The organism is Kitasatospora nipponensis (assembly GCF_039528135.1).
Classification (GTDB): domain Bacteria; phylum Actinomycetota; class Actinomycetes; order Streptomycetales; family Streptomycetaceae; genus Kitasatospora; species Kitasatospora nipponensis.
Window position 1 is genome coordinate 19,633 of sequence record NZ_BAAALF010000019.1, and the last position, 18,765, is coordinate 38,397.

General features: G+C 74.7%; 12 protein-coding genes. 3 read left to right on the forward strand and 9 right to left on the reverse strand.

The window, feature by feature from the left end; all coding sequences use genetic code 11:
- Nucleotides 1-132 precede the first annotated feature (132 nt).
- Genes ABD323_RS08525 through ABD323_RS08540 form a run of 4 tightly spaced genes read right to left on the reverse strand, consistent with a single transcriptional unit; the run spans nucleotide 133 to nucleotide 10,224 of the window.
- Complete coding sequence (locus tag ABD323_RS08525) at nucleotides 133-1,485, reverse strand: MFS transporter (protein WP_344440628.1); 1,353 nt, start codon at nucleotides 1,483-1,485, stop codon at nucleotides 133-135.
- Nucleotides 1,482-8,147 (reverse strand): amino acid adenylation domain-containing protein, encoded by a 6,666-nt coding sequence (locus ABD323_RS08530; RefSeq protein ID WP_344440629.1) that lies wholly within the window; start codon nucleotides 8,145-8,147, stop codon nucleotides 1,482-1,484. Before ABD323_RS08530 ends, ABD323_RS08525 begins: the two co-directional genes overlap by 4 nt.
- Nucleotides 8,144-10,006, reverse strand: coding sequence for an amino acid adenylation domain-containing protein (locus ABD323_RS08535; RefSeq protein ID WP_344440630.1), 1,863 nt, complete (start codon nucleotides 10,004-10,006; stop codon nucleotides 8,144-8,146). The genes ABD323_RS08530 and ABD323_RS08535 overlap by 4 nt, the downstream gene beginning before the upstream one ends.
- Nucleotides 10,003-10,224: an MbtH family protein gene (locus ABD323_RS08540; RefSeq protein ID WP_344440631.1), complete on the reverse strand. Its 222-nt coding sequence runs from the start codon at nucleotides 10,222-10,224 to the stop codon at nucleotides 10,003-10,005. The genes ABD323_RS08535 and ABD323_RS08540 overlap by 4 nt, the downstream gene beginning before the upstream one ends.
- Before the next feature lie 170 nt (nucleotides 10,225-10,394).
- Here ABD323_RS08540 and ABD323_RS08545 point away from each other — a divergent pair, with 170 nt between their 5' ends.
- The 3 genes from ABD323_RS08545 to ABD323_RS08555 are packed head-to-tail and all read left to right on the forward strand — an operon-like array spanning nucleotide 10,395 to nucleotide 13,393.
- The gene (locus ABD323_RS08545) at nucleotides 10,395-11,108 is read left to right on the forward strand and encodes an ACT domain-containing protein (RefSeq protein ID WP_344440632.1); all 714 of its coding nucleotides are present in this window, start codon (nucleotides 10,395-10,397) and stop codon (nucleotides 11,106-11,108) included.
- A gap of 48 nt (nucleotides 11,109-11,156) precedes the next feature.
- Nucleotides 11,157-12,467, forward strand: a complete 1,311-nt coding sequence (ectB, locus tag ABD323_RS08550) for a diaminobutyrate--2-oxoglutarate transaminase (protein WP_344440633.1) — start codon at nucleotides 11,157-11,159, stop codon at nucleotides 12,465-12,467.
- Complete coding sequence (locus ABD323_RS08555; protein WP_344440634.1) at nucleotides 12,464-13,393, forward strand: ornithine carbamoyltransferase; 930 nt, start codon at nucleotides 12,464-12,466, stop codon at nucleotides 13,391-13,393. The genes ectB and ABD323_RS08555 overlap by 4 nt, the downstream gene beginning before the upstream one ends.
- A 97-nt stretch (nucleotides 13,394-13,490) precedes the next feature.
- Here the strand turns inward: ABD323_RS08555 and ABD323_RS08560 are convergent, their stop codons facing one another.
- From ABD323_RS08560 to ABD323_RS08580, 5 genes are all read right to left on the reverse strand, one after another.
- Nucleotides 13,491-14,225 carry a G1 family glutamic endopeptidase gene (locus ABD323_RS08560; RefSeq protein ID WP_344440635.1) on the reverse strand — a complete coding sequence of 245 codons (735 nt, stop codon included), beginning with the start codon at nucleotides 14,223-14,225 and terminating at the stop codon, nucleotides 13,491-13,493.
- 257 nt (nucleotides 14,226-14,482) lie between these two features.
- Nucleotides 14,483-15,181: an IMP cyclohydrolase gene (locus ABD323_RS08565; RefSeq protein ID WP_344440636.1), complete on the reverse strand. Its 699-nt coding sequence runs from the start codon at nucleotides 15,179-15,181 to the stop codon at nucleotides 14,483-14,485.
- A 176-nt stretch (nucleotides 15,182-15,357) separates the two neighbouring features.
- Complete coding sequence (locus ABD323_RS08570) at nucleotides 15,358-16,665, reverse strand: agmatine deiminase family protein (protein WP_344440637.1); 1,308 nt, start codon at nucleotides 16,663-16,665, stop codon at nucleotides 15,358-15,360.
- A 146-nt stretch (nucleotides 16,666-16,811) separates the two neighbouring features.
- Nucleotides 16,812-17,678 (reverse strand): DUF4436 family protein, encoded by an 867-nt coding sequence (locus tag ABD323_RS08575; protein ID WP_344440638.1) that lies wholly within the window; start codon nucleotides 17,676-17,678, stop codon nucleotides 16,812-16,814.
- A gap of 4 nt (nucleotides 17,679-17,682) precedes the next feature.
- A partial coding sequence (locus tag ABD323_RS08580; RefSeq protein ID WP_344440639.1) for an agmatine deiminase family protein occupies nucleotides 17,683-18,765 on the reverse strand: 1,083 nt, incomplete at its 5' end.

Genomic DNA, 18,765 nt, shown 5'->3' on the forward strand with positions numbered 1-18,765 from the left:
CCCGGTGGATCGTGGACTTCAGCATGGTGCGAGTCACCGCAGGGCTTCCTTGTCATCGGGTGGCGGGAGGGGAGCAGTTCGGAACGACGGGCGGTTCGGGTTGATCTGACGGTCAATCAGCCAGGCGGTCGGTCAGCCCGACGGCAGGTCGACCGGCGTGCGGGTGGCCGGGGCCGGGTCGGGGTCGGGACGCGGCGGCGGGCGCCGCACGGCCCGGCTGAGCGTGACGGCGCCGGCCAGCAGCACCATCCAGACGGCGAGTACGGTCATCGTGGTCCCGGTGCCGTACCACTGCAGCAGCAGCCCGCCGGCCAGCGACCCCAGCGGCAGCGCGCCGCCGCTGAGCAGGCCGGAGGCACCCAGCACCCGTCCCTGCAGGTGGTCCGGGGTGCTGCGCAACTGCTGGGTGGCCACCGCCACGTTCCAGATCGGGCCGACGAACCACATCAGCGCGTACAGCGCGCCCATCAGGTAGAGGCTGCTGCTGACCGCCAGGCCCACCGTCAGCAGCGCCCAGGCCCAGTTCGCGCCGATCACCACGACCCGCATGGAGAGCCGCCGTTGGCACCAGGAGGAGGCCAGCGACCCGAGCAGCCCGCCGACCCCGGCGACTCCCAGGAAGATCCCGATCATGCCGGGCGAGGCACCGCGCGCCTTGGCGAGCACCAGCACGACCAGGAAGAGCGCCCGGAAGAGCAGGTTGCTGCCCGCGACGGCCACCGCGGCGGTGCGCAGGAACGGATCGCGCCACAGCCAGGCGAAGCCGGCCGCCATCTCCGGCAGCAGCCGCTGCCGCTCGGCGGGCTCGTCGGCCGGCCCGATGGCCGCGGCCGCGGGGGCCGTGGCCGGGGGTGTCGCCTGGAAGTCCTTGCGGATCAGCAGCAGGGTGACGACCGAGACCAGGTAGCTGACCGCGTCCACCACGAACGGCAGCGCGCGCCCCAGCCCGAAGAGCAGTCCACCCAGCGGGGTGCCGAGCGTGGTCGCCCCCCGCTCGCGGGCCTCGCCGCGCGAGAGCGCCTCGGTCAGCCGGCCGTCCGGGACGAGGTTGGGGATCGCCGCGTACGAGGCCAGTTCGTAGAAGACCGAGAGCGATCCCTCGACGAACCCCACCGCCAGGATCTGCGGCAGGCTCAGGGCCCCCAGGGCCAGCGCGAGCACGATGCTCGCGGCCCCGATCCCGCGGATCACGTCGCACCAGATCATCAGGCGCTTGCGGTCCCAGCGGTCCACCAGCGCCCCGGCGGGGACCGGCAGCAGCAACAGGGGCAGCAGCGCGGTGAAGCCGGCGAGTCCGGCGTCGGCGGCCGAGCCGGTCAGCGCCAGCACCAGCAGCGGATAGGCGACCGTGGAGGCCGTCGAGCCGGCGATCGACAGCGCCGATCCGCTCCACAGCAGGACGAAGTCGCGGTTGCGGCTCAGTGGTGGGTCCGCCGGGGGCTCGCTCGCCGGGGGCGTGGGCCTCGGGGACGGGTTCGTGCTCATCGGGTGCCTCCGGTGCGCGGTCGGCGGCCGGTCAGGCGCGGCAGGGCGGCCGTCGGCCGCACGGCCTCGGGGTAGCCGTCGAGGGCGGCGGCCAGCGCGGCCACCGTGGGGCGGTCGAACAGGGCGCGCACCGGTACGTCGCGCCCGGTGCTCGTGCGCAGCCGCAGGGCGATCCGGGTGGCCAGCAGGGAGTGGCCGCCGAGCTCGAAGAAGTCCTCGTGCGCGCCCACCCGTTCCAGGCCCAGCACCTCGCACCAGGCGGCCGCGACCAGCCGCTCCGCATCGCTGTGCGGAGCGTGGTGGGCGCGCTGTCGGCCGCCCGCCTCGGGCGCCGGCAGGCTGCGGCGGTCGATCTTGCCGGTGACGGTCAGCGGCAGCCGGTCGAGGACCACGAAGGCCGCCGGCACCATGTAGTGGGGCAGCGCCCGGGCCAGCAGCTCGCGCAGCTCCTCGATCCGCGGCGCGCCCGTCCCGTCGGCCGGTACCAGGTAGCCGACCAGGTCGACCTCGCCGGTGGCCAGCGCCACCGGATGGACCACCGCGGCGCGCACCTGCGGGCTGGAGAGCAGCACCGCCTCGATCTCGCCCGGCTCGATCCGGTGGCCGCGGATCTTCACCTGGTGGTCGGCGCGGCCCAGCAGCTCCACCCGGCCGTCGGGCCGGCGGCGGCCGAGGTCGCCGGTGCGGTAGAGCCGGGCGCCCTCCCCGGAGCGGGCGTGCTCGGAGCCGGCGTGCTCGGAGCCGGCCTGCTCGGCACCGGCGTGCTCGGAGTCGGCGTGCGGGTCGGGCAGGAAGGCGGCGGCGGTCAGGTCGGGCTGGTTCAGGTAGCCACGGGCCACGCCCGAGCCGCCCAGGTAGATCTCGCCGACCACCCCGACCGGCACCGGCTCCAGCCGGCCGTCCAGCACGTGCACCCGGGTACCGCGCAGCGCCGACCACTCCCGGCAGTCGCCGTCGGCGGCCATGGCGGTGACGGTGGCCCCGACCGTGGTCTCGGTGGGGCCGTACAGGTCCGCCACCCGGGCGCCGCCGGCGGCCAGGCGCCGCACCAGCTCCGGCGCCAGCTTCTCGCCGCCGCTGAGCACCAGCAGGCCCGCGGGCGCCCGCCAGCCCCCGTCCAGCAGCATCCGCAGGGTGACCGGGGTGGCCTGCACGAGGGCCGGCGCGGTGGCGTCCAGCAGGGCGGCCATCCGCAGCGGGTCGCGGGCCTGCTCGGTGTCGGCGAGCACCACGCACCCGCCGGCCAGCAGCGGCAGGTACAGCTCCAGCACGGAGGGGTCGAAGGAGACCGTGGTCAGCGCGGCCACCCGGCTGCCGGCCGGCACCCGCAGCCGCTCCTGCATCGCGGTCAGGAACTCGGCCAGGTCGCGGTGTTCGACCATCACCCCCTTGGGGCGGCCGGTGGAGCCGGAGGTGTAGATGACGTACGCCAGGTCCCGCGGGTCCTGTGACGGTCGGACGAAGGCGGCCGGCTGCCCGGCGATCAGCGCGGCGTCGCCGTCCACCCGCACGGTGCGCCGGGTGGGGTGCGCCGCCAGGGCCGGCCGCCCGTTCAGCGCGTCCTGGCTGACCAGGACCGAGGCCGCGGTGTCGGCGAGCATGAACTCGATCCGCTCGTCGGGCAGTTCCGGATCGATCGGGACGTAGGCGGCGCCGGCGGTGAGCACCGCCAGCAGGGCGGTCAGCAGCTCGGGTCCGCGCTGCAGGAACACCCCGACCACCTCGCCGCGCCGCACGCCCAGCGAGCGCAGGTGGCCGGCGAGCCGGTGGACCCGGTCGGCCAGCTCGCGGTAGCCGAGCCGCTCGCCGGAGCAGAGCAGCGCCGGCGCCGCGGGGGTGCGGGCGACCTGGTCCTCGAAGAGCGTGACCAGGTCCCGCTCGGTCAGGGCCGGCGCCGGGGGAGTCCAGCGCTCCAGCAGCGCCCGGCGGTCGGGCCCGGGCAGGGTGCACCGGCGGGGGTCGGCGTGCGGATCGGCCACCAGGCCGGCCAGCACGTGCCGGTAGGTGCGGCCCAGCAGGTCGAGCGCGTCGGCCCCGATCCGCTCGGAGGAGGCCTCCAGGACGAGTACCCCGGGCAGCGTGGAGACCGAGAGGCCGAACTCGTTGGGCGTGCGGTCCTGCACGTCGTCCGAGTCGATGTCCTGCGCGGCCAGCACGTGCATGTCGGTGTAGTTGAAGAAGACGTCGACCAGCGGGCGGCCCCGGCCCCAGGCGCGCTGCATGGCGGGCAGCGGGTAGTGCCGGTGCGGCCACAGGGCCGTCTCCTCGGCGAAGACCGCCCGGGCCAGCTCCGGCCAGCTCGCCGCGTCCAGTGTGGCGGCGAACGGCACGGTGTTCAGGAACATGCCGCGGACCTGGTCACCGTCGACCGTCTCGGGCCGGGCGTTGCAGACCAGACCGGTGCTGAAGGCGGTGGTGCCCCGGGTACGGCCGCTGATCATGCCCAGGACCGTCAGGTGCGCGGCGAAGAGCACGCTCTTGAGCGGCACCCCGGCCTCGGTGGCCAGCGCGCGCAGGCCCGGCAGCAGGTCCCGGAAGTCGATCCGGGCCATCTGGTGCACCACGGCCGCCGCGGGCTGGGCGCCGGTCCCGTCGGCCTTTTGGCTGCCGGCCGCCCACCCCTCGGGCACCCGCAGCACGTCGAAGCGGGCCACCCGGTCGCGCCAGAACTCCTGGTCGGCCGGGCGGTCCAGCGCCTGCCGCTCCAGCGCGATCGAGTCCGCGAAGCGGGCCGCCGGGGGAGCGGGCGGCGCCGGGGGATGTCCGTCGCGGATCGCCCGGTAGTAGCCCAGCAGTTCGGCGACCAGCGAGTTCTGGCTCCAGCCGTCCAGGATGGCGTGCGCGTAGGAGACCGACAACTGCCAGTTCTCCTCATCCAGTTGGCAGGCGCCCAGGCGCAGCAGCGAGGGCCTCGCCAGCTCGAAGGGGGTGTGCTGCTCGCGGGTGGCGGCCGCGGCCAGCGCGGCCCGGCGGGCGGCCGGGTCGAGCCCGCGCAGGTCCTGGTGGGCCAGCTCGATCGTCGCGGTGGGGTGCACCAGTTGCAGCGGCTCGCCGTAGCCGGCCAGGTCGATCGAGGTGCGCAGGATCTCGTGCCGCCGGGCCAGCAGCGCGGCGGCGGCGCGCAGCGCGTCCACCGAGAACGGCGCGTCCTCGCGCACCGGGTAGAGCAGCGTGTTGAGGTACAGGCCGCGGTCGGCGCCGGCCAGCATCTCGTAGGCCATCCCGGCCTGCACCTGGGAGAGCGGGTAGGTGTCCACCAGGCCGGCCGGCAGGCGCTCGCGGTCGGCGGCGGTAAGCAGCTCGAACGGCGCCGGGGCGGCGGCCTGTTCGCTCGCGCCGCGGGGGGCGATCGCCTCGGCGAGCTCGGCGATGGTCTGGAAGCGGAACAGGTCCTGGACCGTCAGGTCCAACCCCTGCCGACGCAGCCGGCCCACCGTGCGGATCGCCCGGATGGAGTCGCCGCCCAGGTCGAAGAAGGTGTCGTGGACCCCGATCCGCTCGCTCTCCAGGGCCTGCGCCCAGGCCTCGGCGATCAGTTGCTCGACGGGGGTGCGCGGCGCGGTGTGGACGGCGGTGGAGCGCGGCGCGTCGGCGGCGGGCAGCGCGCGGTGGTCGACCTTGCCACTGGGGGTGAGCGGAAGCCGCTCCAGGGTGGTCCAGGCGGTGGGGATCATCGGCTCGGGCAGTTGCCGGCGCAGGTGGCGGCGGAGCGCGGTGGGGTCGGGCGCCGGACGGTCCGCGGCCGGCACCACGTGCGCGGTCAGCCGCTGGTGGCCGGGCGGGCCCTGGACGGTGACCACGGTGTCGGCCACGTCGGGGTGCGCGCGCAGGGCGGCCTCGACCTCGCCCGGCTCGATCCGGTGGCCGTTCAGCTTGACCTGCTGGTCGGCGCGGCCCAGGTAGCCCAGCGTGCCGTCGGGATGGTGCCGGGCCAGGTCGCCGGTCAGGTACAGCCGCTCGCCGGGGTGGTCGGGGTCGGGGTCGGGCACGAAGCGCTCGGCGGTCAGCGCCGGTCGGCCCAGGTAGCCGCGGGCGAGCTGCACGCCGGCCAGGCAGAGCTGGCCGGGCACGTTGACCGGCTGCGGCCGCAGGTCGCGGTCCAGCACGTGGGTACGGGTGTTGGCGACCGGCATGCCGATGGTGACCGGCTCACCCGGCAGGCAGCGCGCGGCGGTGACGTCGACGGAGGCCTCGGTGGGGCCGTAGAGGTTGTGCAACTCGGCGTGCCCGGTGGCCCGGTGGCCGTGGAAGGCGGCGGCCAGGTCGTCGGGCAGCGCCTCGCCGCTGCACAGCACGCGACGCAGCGGCGCGAGGGCGGCACCGTCGGGCAGCGCGGCGAGGAAGGCGCGCAGCATCGAGGGCACGAAGTGCGTGGTGGTGATCCGCTCGGCCGAGATGGTCTCGGCGAGGTAGCCGGGGTCGCGGTGGCCCTCCGGGCGGGCGACGACCAGCGTGGCACCGGTGATCAGCGGCCAGAACAGCTCCCAGAGCGAGACGTCGAAGCTGAACGGGGTCTTCTGCAGGACCCGGTCGTGAGGCTGGAGCCGGTAGGACTCCTGCATCCAGCGCAGGCGGTTGACGATGCCGCGGTGCGTGCTGACCACGGCCTTGGGGCGGCCGGTGGAGCCGGAGGTGTAGATGACGTAGGCGGCCCCCAGCGGGTCCACCCGCACCGGGGTCTCGTCCCGCTGATCGTCCGTGCCGTCCGTGCCGTCCAGGTCGCCCGGGTCGTCCGTGCCGTCCAGGTCGCCCGGGTCGTCCGTGCCGTCCAGGTCGTCCGGGTCGTCCAGCAGGACGACGCGGGCCCGGTGTTCCGGCAGCGTGGCGGCCAGCTCGGCGGTGGTCAGCACCACGGGCGCACCGGAGTCGGCGAGCATGTAGGCCAGCCGCTGCGCCGGGTAGCCGGGATCCAGCGGCAGGTAGGCGCCGCCGGCCCGCAGTACCGCCAGCAGGACCACCGGCAGCTCCGGCGCGCGGTGCAGGCAGACGGCCACCACGCTCTCCGGCCCCACCCCCGCCGCGCCCAGCCGCCGCGCCAGCCGCCGCGCGCGCCCGGTCAGTTCGCGGTAGCTCAGCTGCCGGTCCTCGAAGCGCACCGCGACCGCATCCGGACTGCGGTCCGCCTGCGTCTGGACCAGACCGTGCAGCACCTCCTCCCGCTCGCGCGGCACCGCCGTCCGGTTCCACCGCGTCAGCAGCTCGCGCTCCCGCGCGGAGAGCAGGGTGGCGCCGGTCACCACGGTCCGCGGTTCGCGGGCGACCGCGCCCAGCAGCGTCACGTAGTGCTCCGCCAGCACCGCCACGCTCTCGCGCCCGAACAGCGCGGTGGCGTACTCGACCACCCCGCGCAGCGAGCCGTCGGCCTGCTCGGTCAGGTGCAGCGTCAGGTCGAACTTGGCGCTGTGCCAGGGGATGGAGCGCTCGGTGGCGCTCATCCCCGCGCCGGCGAAGTCCAGGCCGTCGGCGGAGTTCAGCGCGAACATGGTCTGGAAGAGCGGGTTGCGCGACAGGTCGCGCTCGGGGGCGAGCTCCTCCACCAGGCGCTCGAACGGTACGTCCTGGTGCGCGAACGCGCCCAGCGCCGTCTCCCGCACCCGGTCCACGGCCTGCTCGAAGGTCGGTGCGCCGGACAGGTCGGTGCGCAGCACCAGGGTGTTGACGAAGAAGCCCAGCAGGTCGCGGACCTCGGCCCGACTGCGACCGGCCACCGGCGAGCCCACCGTGACGTCGGTGCGCCCGGCGTGCTGGGCCAGCAGCAGTTGGAAGGCGGCCAGCAGCACCATGAACGGCGTCGCCCCCCGGGCGCGGCCGAGCTCGGCCAGCGCGCGGGCGACCTCGGCGGGCACGGTGAAGGGCAGCGTGGCGCCGGCCGGGTCGAAGACCGGCGGGCGGGGCCGGTCACCGGTCAGCTCCAGTGCCGTGGAGCCCGCCAGCCGGGCGCGCCAGTAGTCCAACTGCCGCGCGGTGGCCGCCTCGCCGAGCGATCTGCGCTGCCAGGCGGCGAAGTCCGCGTACTGCACCGGCAGCGGAGCCAGCGGACTGGGCCGGCCCTGGGCGAACGCCGCGTACAGTGCCCCGAGTTCACGGGCCAGCACGCCGGTGGACCAGCCGTCGAAGGCGATGTGGTGCACGGTGAGCAGCAGGGTGTGGTGCTCCTCGCCGAACCGGGCCAGCCGCACCCGCAGCGGAGGGCCGGCGCCCAGGTCGAACGGCTCCCTGGCCTGACGGGCGATCAGGTCGGCCAGCTGGAGATCGCGTTCGGCCTGGCTGGGGCCGGGCAGCGGCAGCACGGCGAAGTCCAGCTCGCCGGCCGGATCCACCAGCTGCGCCGGCACCTCGTCCAGGGCCAGGTAGCGGGTGCGCAGCACCTCGTGCCGCGCCAGCACCTCCGCCAGCGCCCGGCGCAGCGCCGCGACGTCCAGCGGACCGCGCAGCTCCCAGCCGATCGGCACCACGTACTCGGCGGTGCCCGGGCGCAGCTTCTCCAGCAGCCAGAGCCGCTGCTGGGCGAAGGAGAGCGGTAGTGGTTCCTCGCGCGGCACCCGGGGCATCGTGGCGCCCAGCCGGGCGCCCTGGCCGCCGGCCCGCAGCAGGCTGTCGAGCAGCGCCCGCCGCTGGTCGCCGGGGCCGCTCACGGCGGGCTCGGTCACGGGTGTGTTCATGCCTCGTGCACCTGCGTCAACATCGACTCCACCTCTGCATCGGATAGTTGCGCGACATGCTCGGCGATCGCGCGATGGACCTCCTCGGCGAGCAGGGCGACGGTCGGCGCGTCGAAGACCGCGCGCACCGGCAGGTCGACGGGGAACCGTTCCTGCAGCAGCGCCACGATCTGGGTGGCCAGCAGGGAGTGTCCGCCCAGCTCGAAGAAGTCGTCGTGCACGCCGACCGACTCCAGGCCCAGCAGCTCGGCCCAGACCTCGGCCACCGCCTGCTCGACGGGGTTGCGCGGGGCGGGCGTGGGCCCCGCGCCGTCCCCGCCGGTGGTGGGCGCCGGCAGGGCCGCGCGGTCCACCTTGCCGTGCGCGGTCAGCGGCAGCCGGGTCAGCCGCACCCAGGCCGTGGGCACCAGGTACCCGGGCAGCAGCTCGCGCAGGTACTCCCGCAGAGGCGCGCCGATGGGCCCGTCCAGCGCCGGGGAGACCACGACGTGGCCCACCAGCTGCTTGTCCCCGGCCGCGGTCAGGTGCACGGTCACCGCGGCCGCCCGCACCTCGGGGTGGTTGCCCAACACGGCCTCGATCTCGCCGAGTTCCACCCGGTGACCGAGGATCTTGACCTGCTGGTCGGCCCGCCCCAGGAAGTGCAGGACGCCCCGCCCGTCCCGGCGCGCCAGGTCGCCGGTGCGGTAGAGCCGGGCGCCCGGCTCGCCGCCGAAGGGGTCCGGCACGAACCGCTGCGCGGTCAGCGCCGGCCGCCCCAGGTAACCGCGGGCGACCCCCGGGCCGCCGATCAGCAGCTCCCCGGGCACGCCGTCCGCGGCGGGCGCACCCTCCTCGTCCAGCACGTACGCGCTGCTGCCCTTGATGGCGGTGCCGATCGGCACGCTGCGCCGGGTCTCGGCCGCGCTGACCCCGCGCCGCGCACAGCAGATCGTCGTGCACTCGGTGGGCCCGTACACGTTGCTGACCTCCACCCCGAGCTCCAGCACCGCGCGCGCCTCGGCCGAGGGCATCACGTCGCCGCCCACCAGCACGTGGCGCAGGCCCGCCAGCGCCCGCGGCCCGGTGCGCACCACGTGGTGGAAGAGCCCGGAGGTCAGCAGCACCTGGGTCACCGCGTGCCGCCGCACCGCCTCCTCCAGGGTGGCCGCGGTCGGCACCCCCGGCGGCAGCACGGCCAGCCGGGCGCCGTTGCACAGCGCGCCCCACAGCTCGAAGGTCGCCGCGTCGAACGCCAGCGGGGCGAGCAGCAGCAGCACCTGCTCCGGGCCCAGGTCCGCGTAGCCGCCCTCCGCGACCAGGTGCAGCACGTTGCGGTGGGTGACCCCCACCCCCTTGGGGCGGCCGGTGGACCCGGAGGTGTACATCACGTACGCCAGGTCGTCCGCCGCCACCTCCAGGGGCGGTGCGGTGGTGGGCTGCGCCGCCGCGCTCGACCAGTCGGGCGACATCGGCACGGTGTGCGGCCCGCCGGCGTCGGCGAAGCGCTGCGCGAACGGCGGCTGGACGACCAGGACCTGCGCCCGGGAGTCGGCGAGCATGAACGCCAGCCGCTCCGCCGGGTACTCCGGGTCCAGCGGCAGGTAGTGGCCCCCCGCCTTGAGGACCGCCAGCAGCGTGATCACCACCTCCGGCCCCCGCTGCGCGCAGACCGCGACCGGGACCTGCGGCCCCACCCCGTTCGCGCGCAGCAGGTGGGCCACCTGGTTGGCCCTGGCGTCCAGTTCGGCGTAGGTCAGCCGCCGGTCGCCGAACTCCAGGGCCACGGCGTGCGGTGCTGCGAGCGCCCGTCGGGTGAACCGCTCGTGCACGCACCGCTCGGGCAGCGGAGCCGTGGCGCGGCCAACCTCGGTCCTCATGCGATCCGGCTCGCCTGCTCCATGCGCCGACGCAGGCTGAGCGGACGCATGTCCGTCCAGATCACGTCGATGTGCGCCAGGCATGCCTCGCGGGTGCCCTCGGTGCCCTCCCGGCTCCAGCCCAGCGGGATCTCCCGCTCCGCGAGCCAGATCGAGTACTGCTCCTCGTCGTTGCGGACCACGTAGTAGGTGCGCTCGTCGGTGTCCTCGTCGGCCATGTCGCTCTCCTCCCGCTCTGCGTGCCCGGCGGTGCTCCGCCGGCTTCGTGGAGGAAGCCTGGCCCGCGGCACGGGGGCGGCCATAGGGAAGAACCGGCGCAGTCGCGCTGCGCGCAGGACTGCCGGTCCTTCTCTTCTGCCCACCGCACCGCGGCGCGCAGGCTGACCCCATGTCAACGGCCGGGCCGCCCACCGAGGCGGCGATCGTGCACGGGGTGCGCCTCTCGCTCACGCAGGCCGTGGTCACGGTGGCGGGCGCGGGCGGTCGCCCCCTCGCCCCCGCAGGGGTGCTGCGCACCCTCGGGGACCTCGGCGTGCCGCTCGGTGCGATGGCGTTCGCTCCGGCGGGCGGCGCGCTGGTGTTCACCGTCGCCCGGATGCGCGCCCCCCTGGTGGACGCGGCGCTGCGCGCGGCGGCCGGCCGGCTCGGCATCGGCCGCCCGGTCCTGGACACGGACGCGGCGGAGCTGACCCTGCACGGCGCCGGCCTGCGCAGCGCCCCCGCGATCGTGGCGACCTTCTGCGAGGCGCTGGCCGGCGCGGGCGTCGGCCTGGACCTGCTGTCCCAGCAGAGCCGGCGGATCTCGGTGGTCTGCGGACCGGCGCGGGCGCGGGCCGGGGCCCGGGCGCTCTGCGCGGCGTTCGAGGACGGCCTGCTCGACCCGCCGGCGGAGCCCCGCCGGCTTGCCGAGCCCTGCCCACCCGCTGAGCCCTGCCCGCCCGCCGAAGCGCACCCGCCCGGCGCGGTGCGCGCAGGACTGCCGGTCCTTCTCTTCTGCGCCGCGGCGCCCCGGCGGGAGGCTGGCCGCACGCCGGCGACCGGCCCGCCCGGGCATCCGGTGGCGCCCGCCGAGGCCGGCGCCGCCCGCCGGAGCCGGACCTGACCCCACTCCCGCTGCTCACCGTCGAGCAGCGCACGGAAAGGATCACCCATGCCCCTCCAGCACGACGGGCCCACCGCGCTGCGCGAGTGCCCACCGTCCGAGGACCACTCCCTCTTCGAGACCATGGAGGCCGAGGTCCGGCTCTACTGCCGGAAGTTCCCGGTGGTCTTCGAGCGGGCCAAGGGCGCCGAACTCTTCACCGAGGACGGCCGGGTGTTCCTCGACTTCTTCTGCGGCGCGGGGACCCTCAACTACGGGCACAACCCCGAGCCGATCAAGCGCCGGCTGGCCGACTACCTGGCCGCCGACGGGATCACCCACGGGCTGGACATGTTCACCGTCGCCAAGCGGGAGTTCCTCACCCGGCTCGACCAGGTGGTGCTGCGCCCGCGCGGCCTCGACTACAAGGTCCAGTTCTGCGGCCCCACCGGCACCAACGCCGTGGAGGCCGCGCTCAAGCTGGCCCGCAAGGTCACCGGGCGCCGCGGGTTCGTCTCGTTCACCGGCGCCTTCCACGGCATGTCCCAGGGCTCGCTGGCCGTGACCGGCAGCCGGCGCGCCCGACAGGCCGGCGGCGTGCTCGCCCAGGAGGTCACCTTCGTGCCGTTCGAGGACGGCCCGTTCGGGAGCTTCGACTCCATCGACTACCTCGACCGGATGTTCGCCGACCCCTCGTCGGGCGTGGACCTGCCGGCGGCCGTCATCGTCGAGCCGGTCCAACTGGAGGGCGGCGTCTACCCCGCCTCCGGTGACTGGCTGCGCCGGCTGCGCGACCTGACGCAGCGCCACGGCATCCTGCTGATCGCCGACGAGATCCAGTCCGGCTGCGGGCGCACCGGCACCTTCTTCGCCTTCGAGCAGGCCGGCATCGTGCCGGACCTGGTCACCCTCTCCAAGTCGATCGGCGGCTACGGCCTGCCGCTCTCGCTGGTGCTGCTGCGGCGCGAACTCGACGTCTGGGAGCCGGGCGAGCACACCGGCACCTTCCGCGGCAACCAACTCGCCTTCGTGGCGGCCACCGCGGCCTGGGACTACTGGGAGCAGCCCGAATTCCTCAGCGACCTGGCGGCCTCCTCCGAGCGGCTGCGGGCCTTCGGCGCCGACGTCGCGCAGGCGGTGCCCGGCACCGTGGTGCGCGGCCGCGGCATGGTGCTGGGCCTGGACCTGGCCGCGGTCGGCGGCGCGGCGCGGGCCGAGCGCGTCCAGCGGTCCTGCTTCGAGCACGGCCTGATCGTCGAACTGGCCGGCCGCCACGACGAGGTGGTGAAGGTGATGCCCCCGCTGGTGATCGACCGGGTCCGCCTGGAGCGCGGCCTGGCCGTGCTGCGCGAGGCCGTCACGGCGGGGTGGGCGCGGTGAGGGCCCGGCGCCACCTGATCTCCGTCGACGACCTGCCCGACGAGGACCTGGACGCGCTGGTCCGCCGCGGCGCCGAGTTCGCGGCCGGCGGGGCCGAGCGGGACCGGCCGCTGCGCGAGCACGTGGTGGGGATCCTCTTCCGCCGCACCTCCACCCGCACCAGGACCGCCTTCTCCGCCGGCGCGCTGCGCCTGGGCGCCCAGGTCATCAGCTACGGCCCCGACGACCTCCAGGAGAACACCGGTGAGAGCGTCGAGGACACCGCCCGGGTGCTCTCCGGGATGCTGGACGTGCTGGTCGCCAGGACCGCGGCCAGCGAGGCCGAGCTGCGGGTCTTCGCCTCCCAGCAGCGGATGTCGGTGGTCAACGCGATGAGCGAGGCCGAGCACCCCACCCAGGCGCTGGCCGATCTGACCACGCTGCTGGGGCACTTCGGCCGGATCGAGGGGCTGCGGGTGCTCTATGTCGGCGAGGGCAACAACACCGCCTCGGCGCTGAGCCTGGCGCTGTCCCGCTTCCCCGACACCGAACTGCACCTGCGCACCCCCGAGGGGTACGGACTGCACCCGCGCTACCTGGAGCAGGCCGCGCTGAGCGCCAAGGACCGGGGCGGACACGTCGAGCAGCGGCACGACATGACGGCCCTGCCGAGCGTCGACGTCATCTACACCACGCGCTGGCAGACCACCGGGACCACCAAGGCCGACCCCGACTGGCGCACCGCGTTCGCGCCCTTCCAGGCCGACGAGGCGCTGCTGGCCACCAGCCCGGAGGCGGTCTTCCTGCACGACCTGCCCGCGCACCGGGGCGAGGAGGTCACCGCGGCGGTGCTGGACGGGCCCCGCAGCCTGGCCTTCGAGCAGGCGCAGAACAAGTACCACAGCGCCCGGGCCGTCCTGGAGTGGTGCACCGGCGGGCCGCGCTGACACGCCGGGTGGGTGCGGGCGACCTGCGGCCGACAGGCCCTGGCCGCCCGGCACCCGCCGGCGCTCACCCGTGGCTCGGGCGCCGCCCGGCGGTGGCTCAGGCGTGCAGCCAGCTGAGGGTGAAGTTCCCGCCGCTGACGCCGGAGTTGGCGGTCAGCGGGGTGTTGCCGCGCTCGACGCTGGTGGCGTTCAGGGTGCCGGCGCTCGCGAGCGGGCTGCCGTTGGCCGTCACGCCGGTGAAGTTGATCGCCCCGAACTTGGCGACGGCGGGGATGTTGCTGCCGAGGTCCTCGACGATCGCCTCCGCGGAGGAGAGTTGGTCGCTGCCGGACTTCTTGTAGGTCTTGGTCCACCCCTGGGTGGTGTCGGACTCGGTGAGCGTGAACGAGGTGCCGCTGACCGAGACCGAGGCGGTGATGTGGTCGCCGGCCCTGACCGTCTCGGTGAAGTAGATCGAGTTGGCCGGGTACATCTCCACCCAGGGGAAGTAGCCGGCGACGCCGTTGGTGCAGTCCTGGTCGAAGCCTATCTGCTCGACGGTGCTCGAACTCCAGCCGTCGAGACCGATCCACGGCGAGACCGCGCTGTTCCTGGCGGTCGAGCAGTCGAGCGCCGGGACGTTCCAACTGCCGCTGACCGAGGTGAACTTCTGGCCGGTGACGGCGTAGCCACCCCAGATCTGGTTGCTGTGCGGGAGGTGGTCGTAGTGCGGGAACGCGCCGCCCGCGGAGGTGGCGGCGGTGGCCGGAGCGGCGGCGGCCAGCGCCGCGGTGAGCAGGGCGGACGTGATGCCGGCCAGGGCGGTGAGGGCGCGATGTCCGTGGACCGTCATGTGGTTTCCTCCGGTGGGGGTGCGTGCGGGGGCCGTGCGGGGGTGGGGGAGCCGACGCCGCGCCGGTCGCCCCGGCCGGAAGGCGCGCGGTGCGCCAGGGGGCACAACACGTCTTCTGCCGCGGCGACTTCGCGATCCTGCTGCGCGCTTCGAAAGGTAGGCGACCCGTTTGCGGTCGCACAAGAGTGCGTACCGCCCGGCTTCGCCCCCGCCCCCTGCGCCCCGCCCGCCTCACCCCACCCGCCGCCGGGCCCCGCTCAGGCCTGGGCCGGCGCCGCCTGGCGGATCTCGGCCCGGGCGAGCCCACCGGGAGCGAAGACCGCGGCGGCGATCCGCAGCTGCGGCGGCAGCGCCGACCACACCTCCGCCAGCAGGTCGCCGGCGCTCCCCGCGGTCGTCCCGACCTCGGTGAACGGATCGCCGGTGGCGACCTGCCGCCCGTCGGAGCGGTACGTCGTCATCAACACCCCCTCCCCGGGCGCCGGTTCGCCGATCCGCAGGGTCAGCCGGTCGGTACCGGTACGCCGCCCCGCACTGCGCCGGGCGGCCCCGAACCAGATCCGGTCACCCGCCCGGCCGTCGACGACCACGGTCAGCCGCGGCGTGAAGATCGGCGGGTCCGGCTCGTAGTCCAGCCCGTCCAGCGCCACCGCGGGCGGCTGCTCGCCGGCCAGCCGGTCGGCCACGGTGGCCACCTGCTCGCCGTTGCCGAAGACCAGCCACGGCCCGCTCTGCCGGGCGGCGACGTAGTGCCGCAGGTGGTCGTGCCCGCGCGCGTCCGAGGGGGCGACGACCAGCTCGCCCGCGGGCGTGCGGTGCAGCGTGCGGGCCCGCGAGGCCGGGCTGCGCCCGGTCAGGAAGTAGACGCCGAGGGCGGAGCCGTCGGTCGTCCGGCACCAGAGCACGCCGCGCCCCGGGTAGTGATGCTCCGTCAGTGCTCGGTTCAGCTGCTTCACCGTGGTCGGCACCCCTCCGCCTGCAGTGGCCCCGCCTCCCGGGGCCGAGGATGATCATCCAATCGGATCGGTGGCGGGCCGGTGTCGGTGGGGTCCTGCCTCCTGGTGCCCCAGGGGGTACCGCGGGCCGGCGACCGAGGGGGTGGGGCCGGTCCGCGGTGGCTGTCCGCTGCTGCCTACGGCGCGGGCTGCGGCTGGGTGACGCAGTGGATGCCGCCGCCGCCCGCACCGACGTTGTCGATGTTGAGCTGCTCGACCACCCGGCCGGGGAAGAGGTTCTGCAGCGCGGCCTTGGCGGCCGCGTCGGCGCTGGTGTCGCCGAACTGCGCCGAGATCACCGCGCCGTTGCAGACGTAGTAGTTGGCGTAGGAGCCGACGAAGGTGGTGCTGGTGGAGCGGATGACGTTGTAGTTGGGACCGCCGATCTTGGTTGCCGCGATCGCGTGGCCCTGCGCGTCGGCCGTCCCGTTGAGGAGGGTGTACTGGCTGATCGCGTCGGTGTACCAGGCGTCGTGCGGGTCGGTGGAGTTCGGCTGCTGGACGACCGCGCGGCCCTCGGTCAGGAAGCGCGAGGTCGCGTCGACGTGGTCGTTGGTGATGTCCTGCCCGGCGACCCCGTTGAACCAGATCACCTTGGCGGCGCCGTAGGCGGCGCACATCGCGGCCTCGATCTGGGCCTGGCTGAGGGAGGGGTTGCGCTTGGGGTCGATGATGCTGCTCTTGGTGGCCATCAGCGTGCCGGCGCCGTCGGTCTCGATGGCGCCGCCCTCGCTGACCAGACCCGCGGCGGTGAAGGGGACGCCGAGGTAGGCGGCGACCCGGCCGGCGAGCAGCGCGTCGTTGGCGTGGGTCTGCTGGTTGCCCCAGCCGTTGAAGTTCAGTCCGATGGCGTCCAGGCCCCCGGCGCCGTCGGTGCGGAAGACCGGACCGGAGTCGCGCATCCAGCAGTCGTTGACGGGGATCGCGACCACCGTCACGCGCGCCGCGTTGCAGGCCTTCTTCGCGGCCGCGACGCTCGCGGAGTTGGCGCAGACGTAGACGTCCTCGTACTTCGCGATGGTGTTGGCGATCCGCGCGATGTCGCCCTGGATGCCCGCCAGGGACGGGCCGCCGCGCCCACCGCTGCCGCTCCTGCCGGTCCAGATGGTGGGGTCGTCGGGCCAGGCCATCCAGGTGCGGGTGTGCGGGACGCTGTCGAGCGGTACCGCGAGGGCGCCGGTGCCGCCGGTGGGAGTCGGGGTGGGGGTGGGCGTCGGGGTGGGGCTGGGGGTGCAGCCGGGCGTGTCGGCCCGGGCGACCTGGGAGGTGCCGCTGTTGGCGGCCCACACCACGCCGACGGTGGTGGCGCCGGCTATCGCCAGCAGGCTGCGGCGGTCGACCCCCACGCCGGACGCGGCCGGTCTGCCGGCGCGGACCTTCGGCCCCACCCGGTCGCGTCGGTCGTTCTCGTCGTTCCGGTCGTTCAGATCGTTCTGATCGTTCATCAAGGGCTCCTCGTCCCTGGGCGGCGGGGACTTCCGCCGGTGGGCCGGACGCTATAACTGACCAAGCGCTCGGTCAAGAAGTTGCGCGAGGTCAATCCGCCGACGGAGACCGGGGGAGCGGGGGGGGAAGGGGTGGCCGAGCGGGCTCAGTCCGCCATCGCGTGGCGCTCGGCGCGGATCCCGAACGCCGCCGTGCAGGTGAGGCCGGCCGCGATGATCCCCTCGGCCCAGAAGAAGGCGACGTAGTCCATCAGGCAGCCGATCGGCGGCGAGCCGGGCGCGGCGTTGCGCAGCCCCACCAGGGCGAACAGGGTGGCGGCCATCCAGCCCAGGGCGGGCCAGACGAGCCCCTGCCGCTTGCGGATCAGCACCTCCGCGCCGCCCAGGACCGCCAGCGCGAGCGCCCACATCGCCGCGATCATGAACCAGGCCAGGATGAACGTGCTGCGCGACCTGCTGACCCTGGCGTCCAGCACGGTCAGCTCGCCGACGGCGCCGGTGTCGGCGTCGGGGCGGACCACGAAGAACGGGTCGGCGTCGGTGAACATCAGGGTCACCGGGACCGGCGTGCCGTGCTCGGAGGCCTCCCAGCCGACCGAGAGCCGGTAGTGGTCGAACGGGTAGTCACTGGCCGTGCCGCCGAACATCCCCACCGCGAGCGCCTGCGTCTGGGCGGCCTGCCCCGCCGTGACGTGCAGCGTGGTCGTCGTCAGCGAGGTGACCGTCACGTCGACGGCCCGGGTGAACTCCAGCGAGTCGGGCGCGGCGGCCAACGTGCCGTGCGGGACCAGCACCGTGTAGAGCGTCAGCTCCTGGTTGGTGGCGCTCACCTCCTGCGAGACGACCTGCGCCTCCACCCAGGCGGCAGCCGTGGTGCCGCCCAGCTGCCGGCTCTCCTGGCGGCTGTCGCGCTCGTTGAGGTAGAGCGCGATCCCGGTGCCCACCAGCGCCGCGATCAGGCCCAGCACGAGGAAGCTGCGCACGCCCCGGCGGCGCGGGCCGGCGCTCGTCACCGCGTCACCGGGTCGAGGAGGCGGCCGCGTCGGTGGCGGGCTGCTGCTGGGTCGAGCAGTGGATGCCGCCGCCGCCCGCGGCGATGGCGTCGATCGGGACCTGCACCACCTTGCGGCCGGGGTGCAGGTCGGCCAGGGTCGAGGCGGCCCGGTCGTCGGCCGCCTGGTCGCCGAAACGCGGCACGATCACCCCGGAGTTGACGACGTAGTAGTTGAGGTAGGTGGCCAGGAAGTCCTTGCTCTGGTTCTGGAGCTGGTTGAAGTCCGGTTCGGTGATCTCGACCACCCGCAGCTTGCGGCCCTTGGCGTCGGTACTCGCGTTGAGCACCGCCAGCGCCTGGTCGGAGGCCTGGGACCAGATGTTCGGGGGAGTGTCGGGAGCCGGCCGGTGCAGGACGACCACGCCCGGCTCGGCGAACCGGGCCAGCGCGTCGACGTGGCAGTCGGTGATGTCCTGCCCGGCGACCCCCGCGAGCCAGATGACCCGCTGCACCCCGAGCAGGTCCTTCAGGGCGGCCTCGATCTCGTCGCGGCTGCGGCCCGGGTTGCGGTTCTCGTTGACCAGCGAGCTCTCGGTGGCCATCAGGGTGCCCTCGCCGTCGACCTCCAGCGCACCGCCCTCGGCCGTGATCGGCGCCTGGACGCGCCGGATGCCGTACTTCTGCAGGAGGGCGGCCGCCACCTGGCTGTCGTTCGCGTGCGTCTGCTTGTTGCCCCAGCCGTTGAAGTTGAAGTCCACGCCCGCCAGGTCCCGCCCCGAGGTGACGAAGGTCGGCCCGGTGTCGCGGGCCCACAGGTCGTCCACGGCCAACGGGACGACCTCGACCGAGGACCCGCACTGCTGCTGGGCCTGGTCGCTCTGGTCCGGCCGGGCCATCAGTACGACCGGTTCGAACTGCGCGACGGTCTGCGCCACCTGCGCGATGTCGTTGCGGACGGCGGGCAGTTGGTCGCCCCACACCTCCTCCAGGGCCGGCCAGGCCATGAAGGTGCGGGTGTGCGGCATCCACTCGGCGGGCATCGCGAACCGCGCCGCGGGCGCCGGCGCGGTCGTCCCCGCCCGCCCGCCCCGCCCCCCCCCCCCCGG

Excerpts from the sequence above, each read along its gene's own strand:
- ABD323_RS08525 (WP_344440628.1), bottom strand. The coding sequence starts at position 1,485 with ATGAGCACGAACCCGTCCCCGAGGCCCACGCCCCCGGCGAGCGAGCCC.
- ABD323_RS08530 (WP_344440629.1), bottom strand. The coding sequence starts at position 8,147 with ATGAACACACCCGTGACCGAGCCCGCCGTGAGCGGCCCCGGCGACCAG.
- ABD323_RS08545 (WP_344440632.1), top strand. The coding sequence starts at position 10,395 with ATGTCAACGGCCGGGCCGCCCACCGAGGCGGCGATCGTGCACGGGGTG.
- ectB (WP_344440633.1), top strand. The coding sequence starts at position 11,157 with ATGCCCCTCCAGCACGACGGGCCCACCGCGCTGCGCGAGTGCCCACCG.
- ABD323_RS08535 (WP_344440630.1), bottom strand. The coding sequence starts at position 10,006 with ATGAGGACCGAGGTTGGCCGCGCCACGGCTCCGCTGCCCGAGCGGTGC.
- ABD323_RS08540 (WP_344440631.1), bottom strand. The coding sequence starts at position 10,224 with ATGGCCGACGAGGACACCGACGAGCGCACCTACTACGTGGTCCGCAAC.
- ABD323_RS08560 (WP_344440635.1), bottom strand. The coding sequence starts at position 14,225 with ATGACGGTCCACGGACATCGCGCCCTCACCGCCCTGGCCGGCATCACG.
- ABD323_RS08570 (WP_344440637.1), bottom strand. The coding sequence starts at position 16,665 with ATGAACGATCAGAACGATCTGAACGACCGGAACGACGAGAACGACCGA.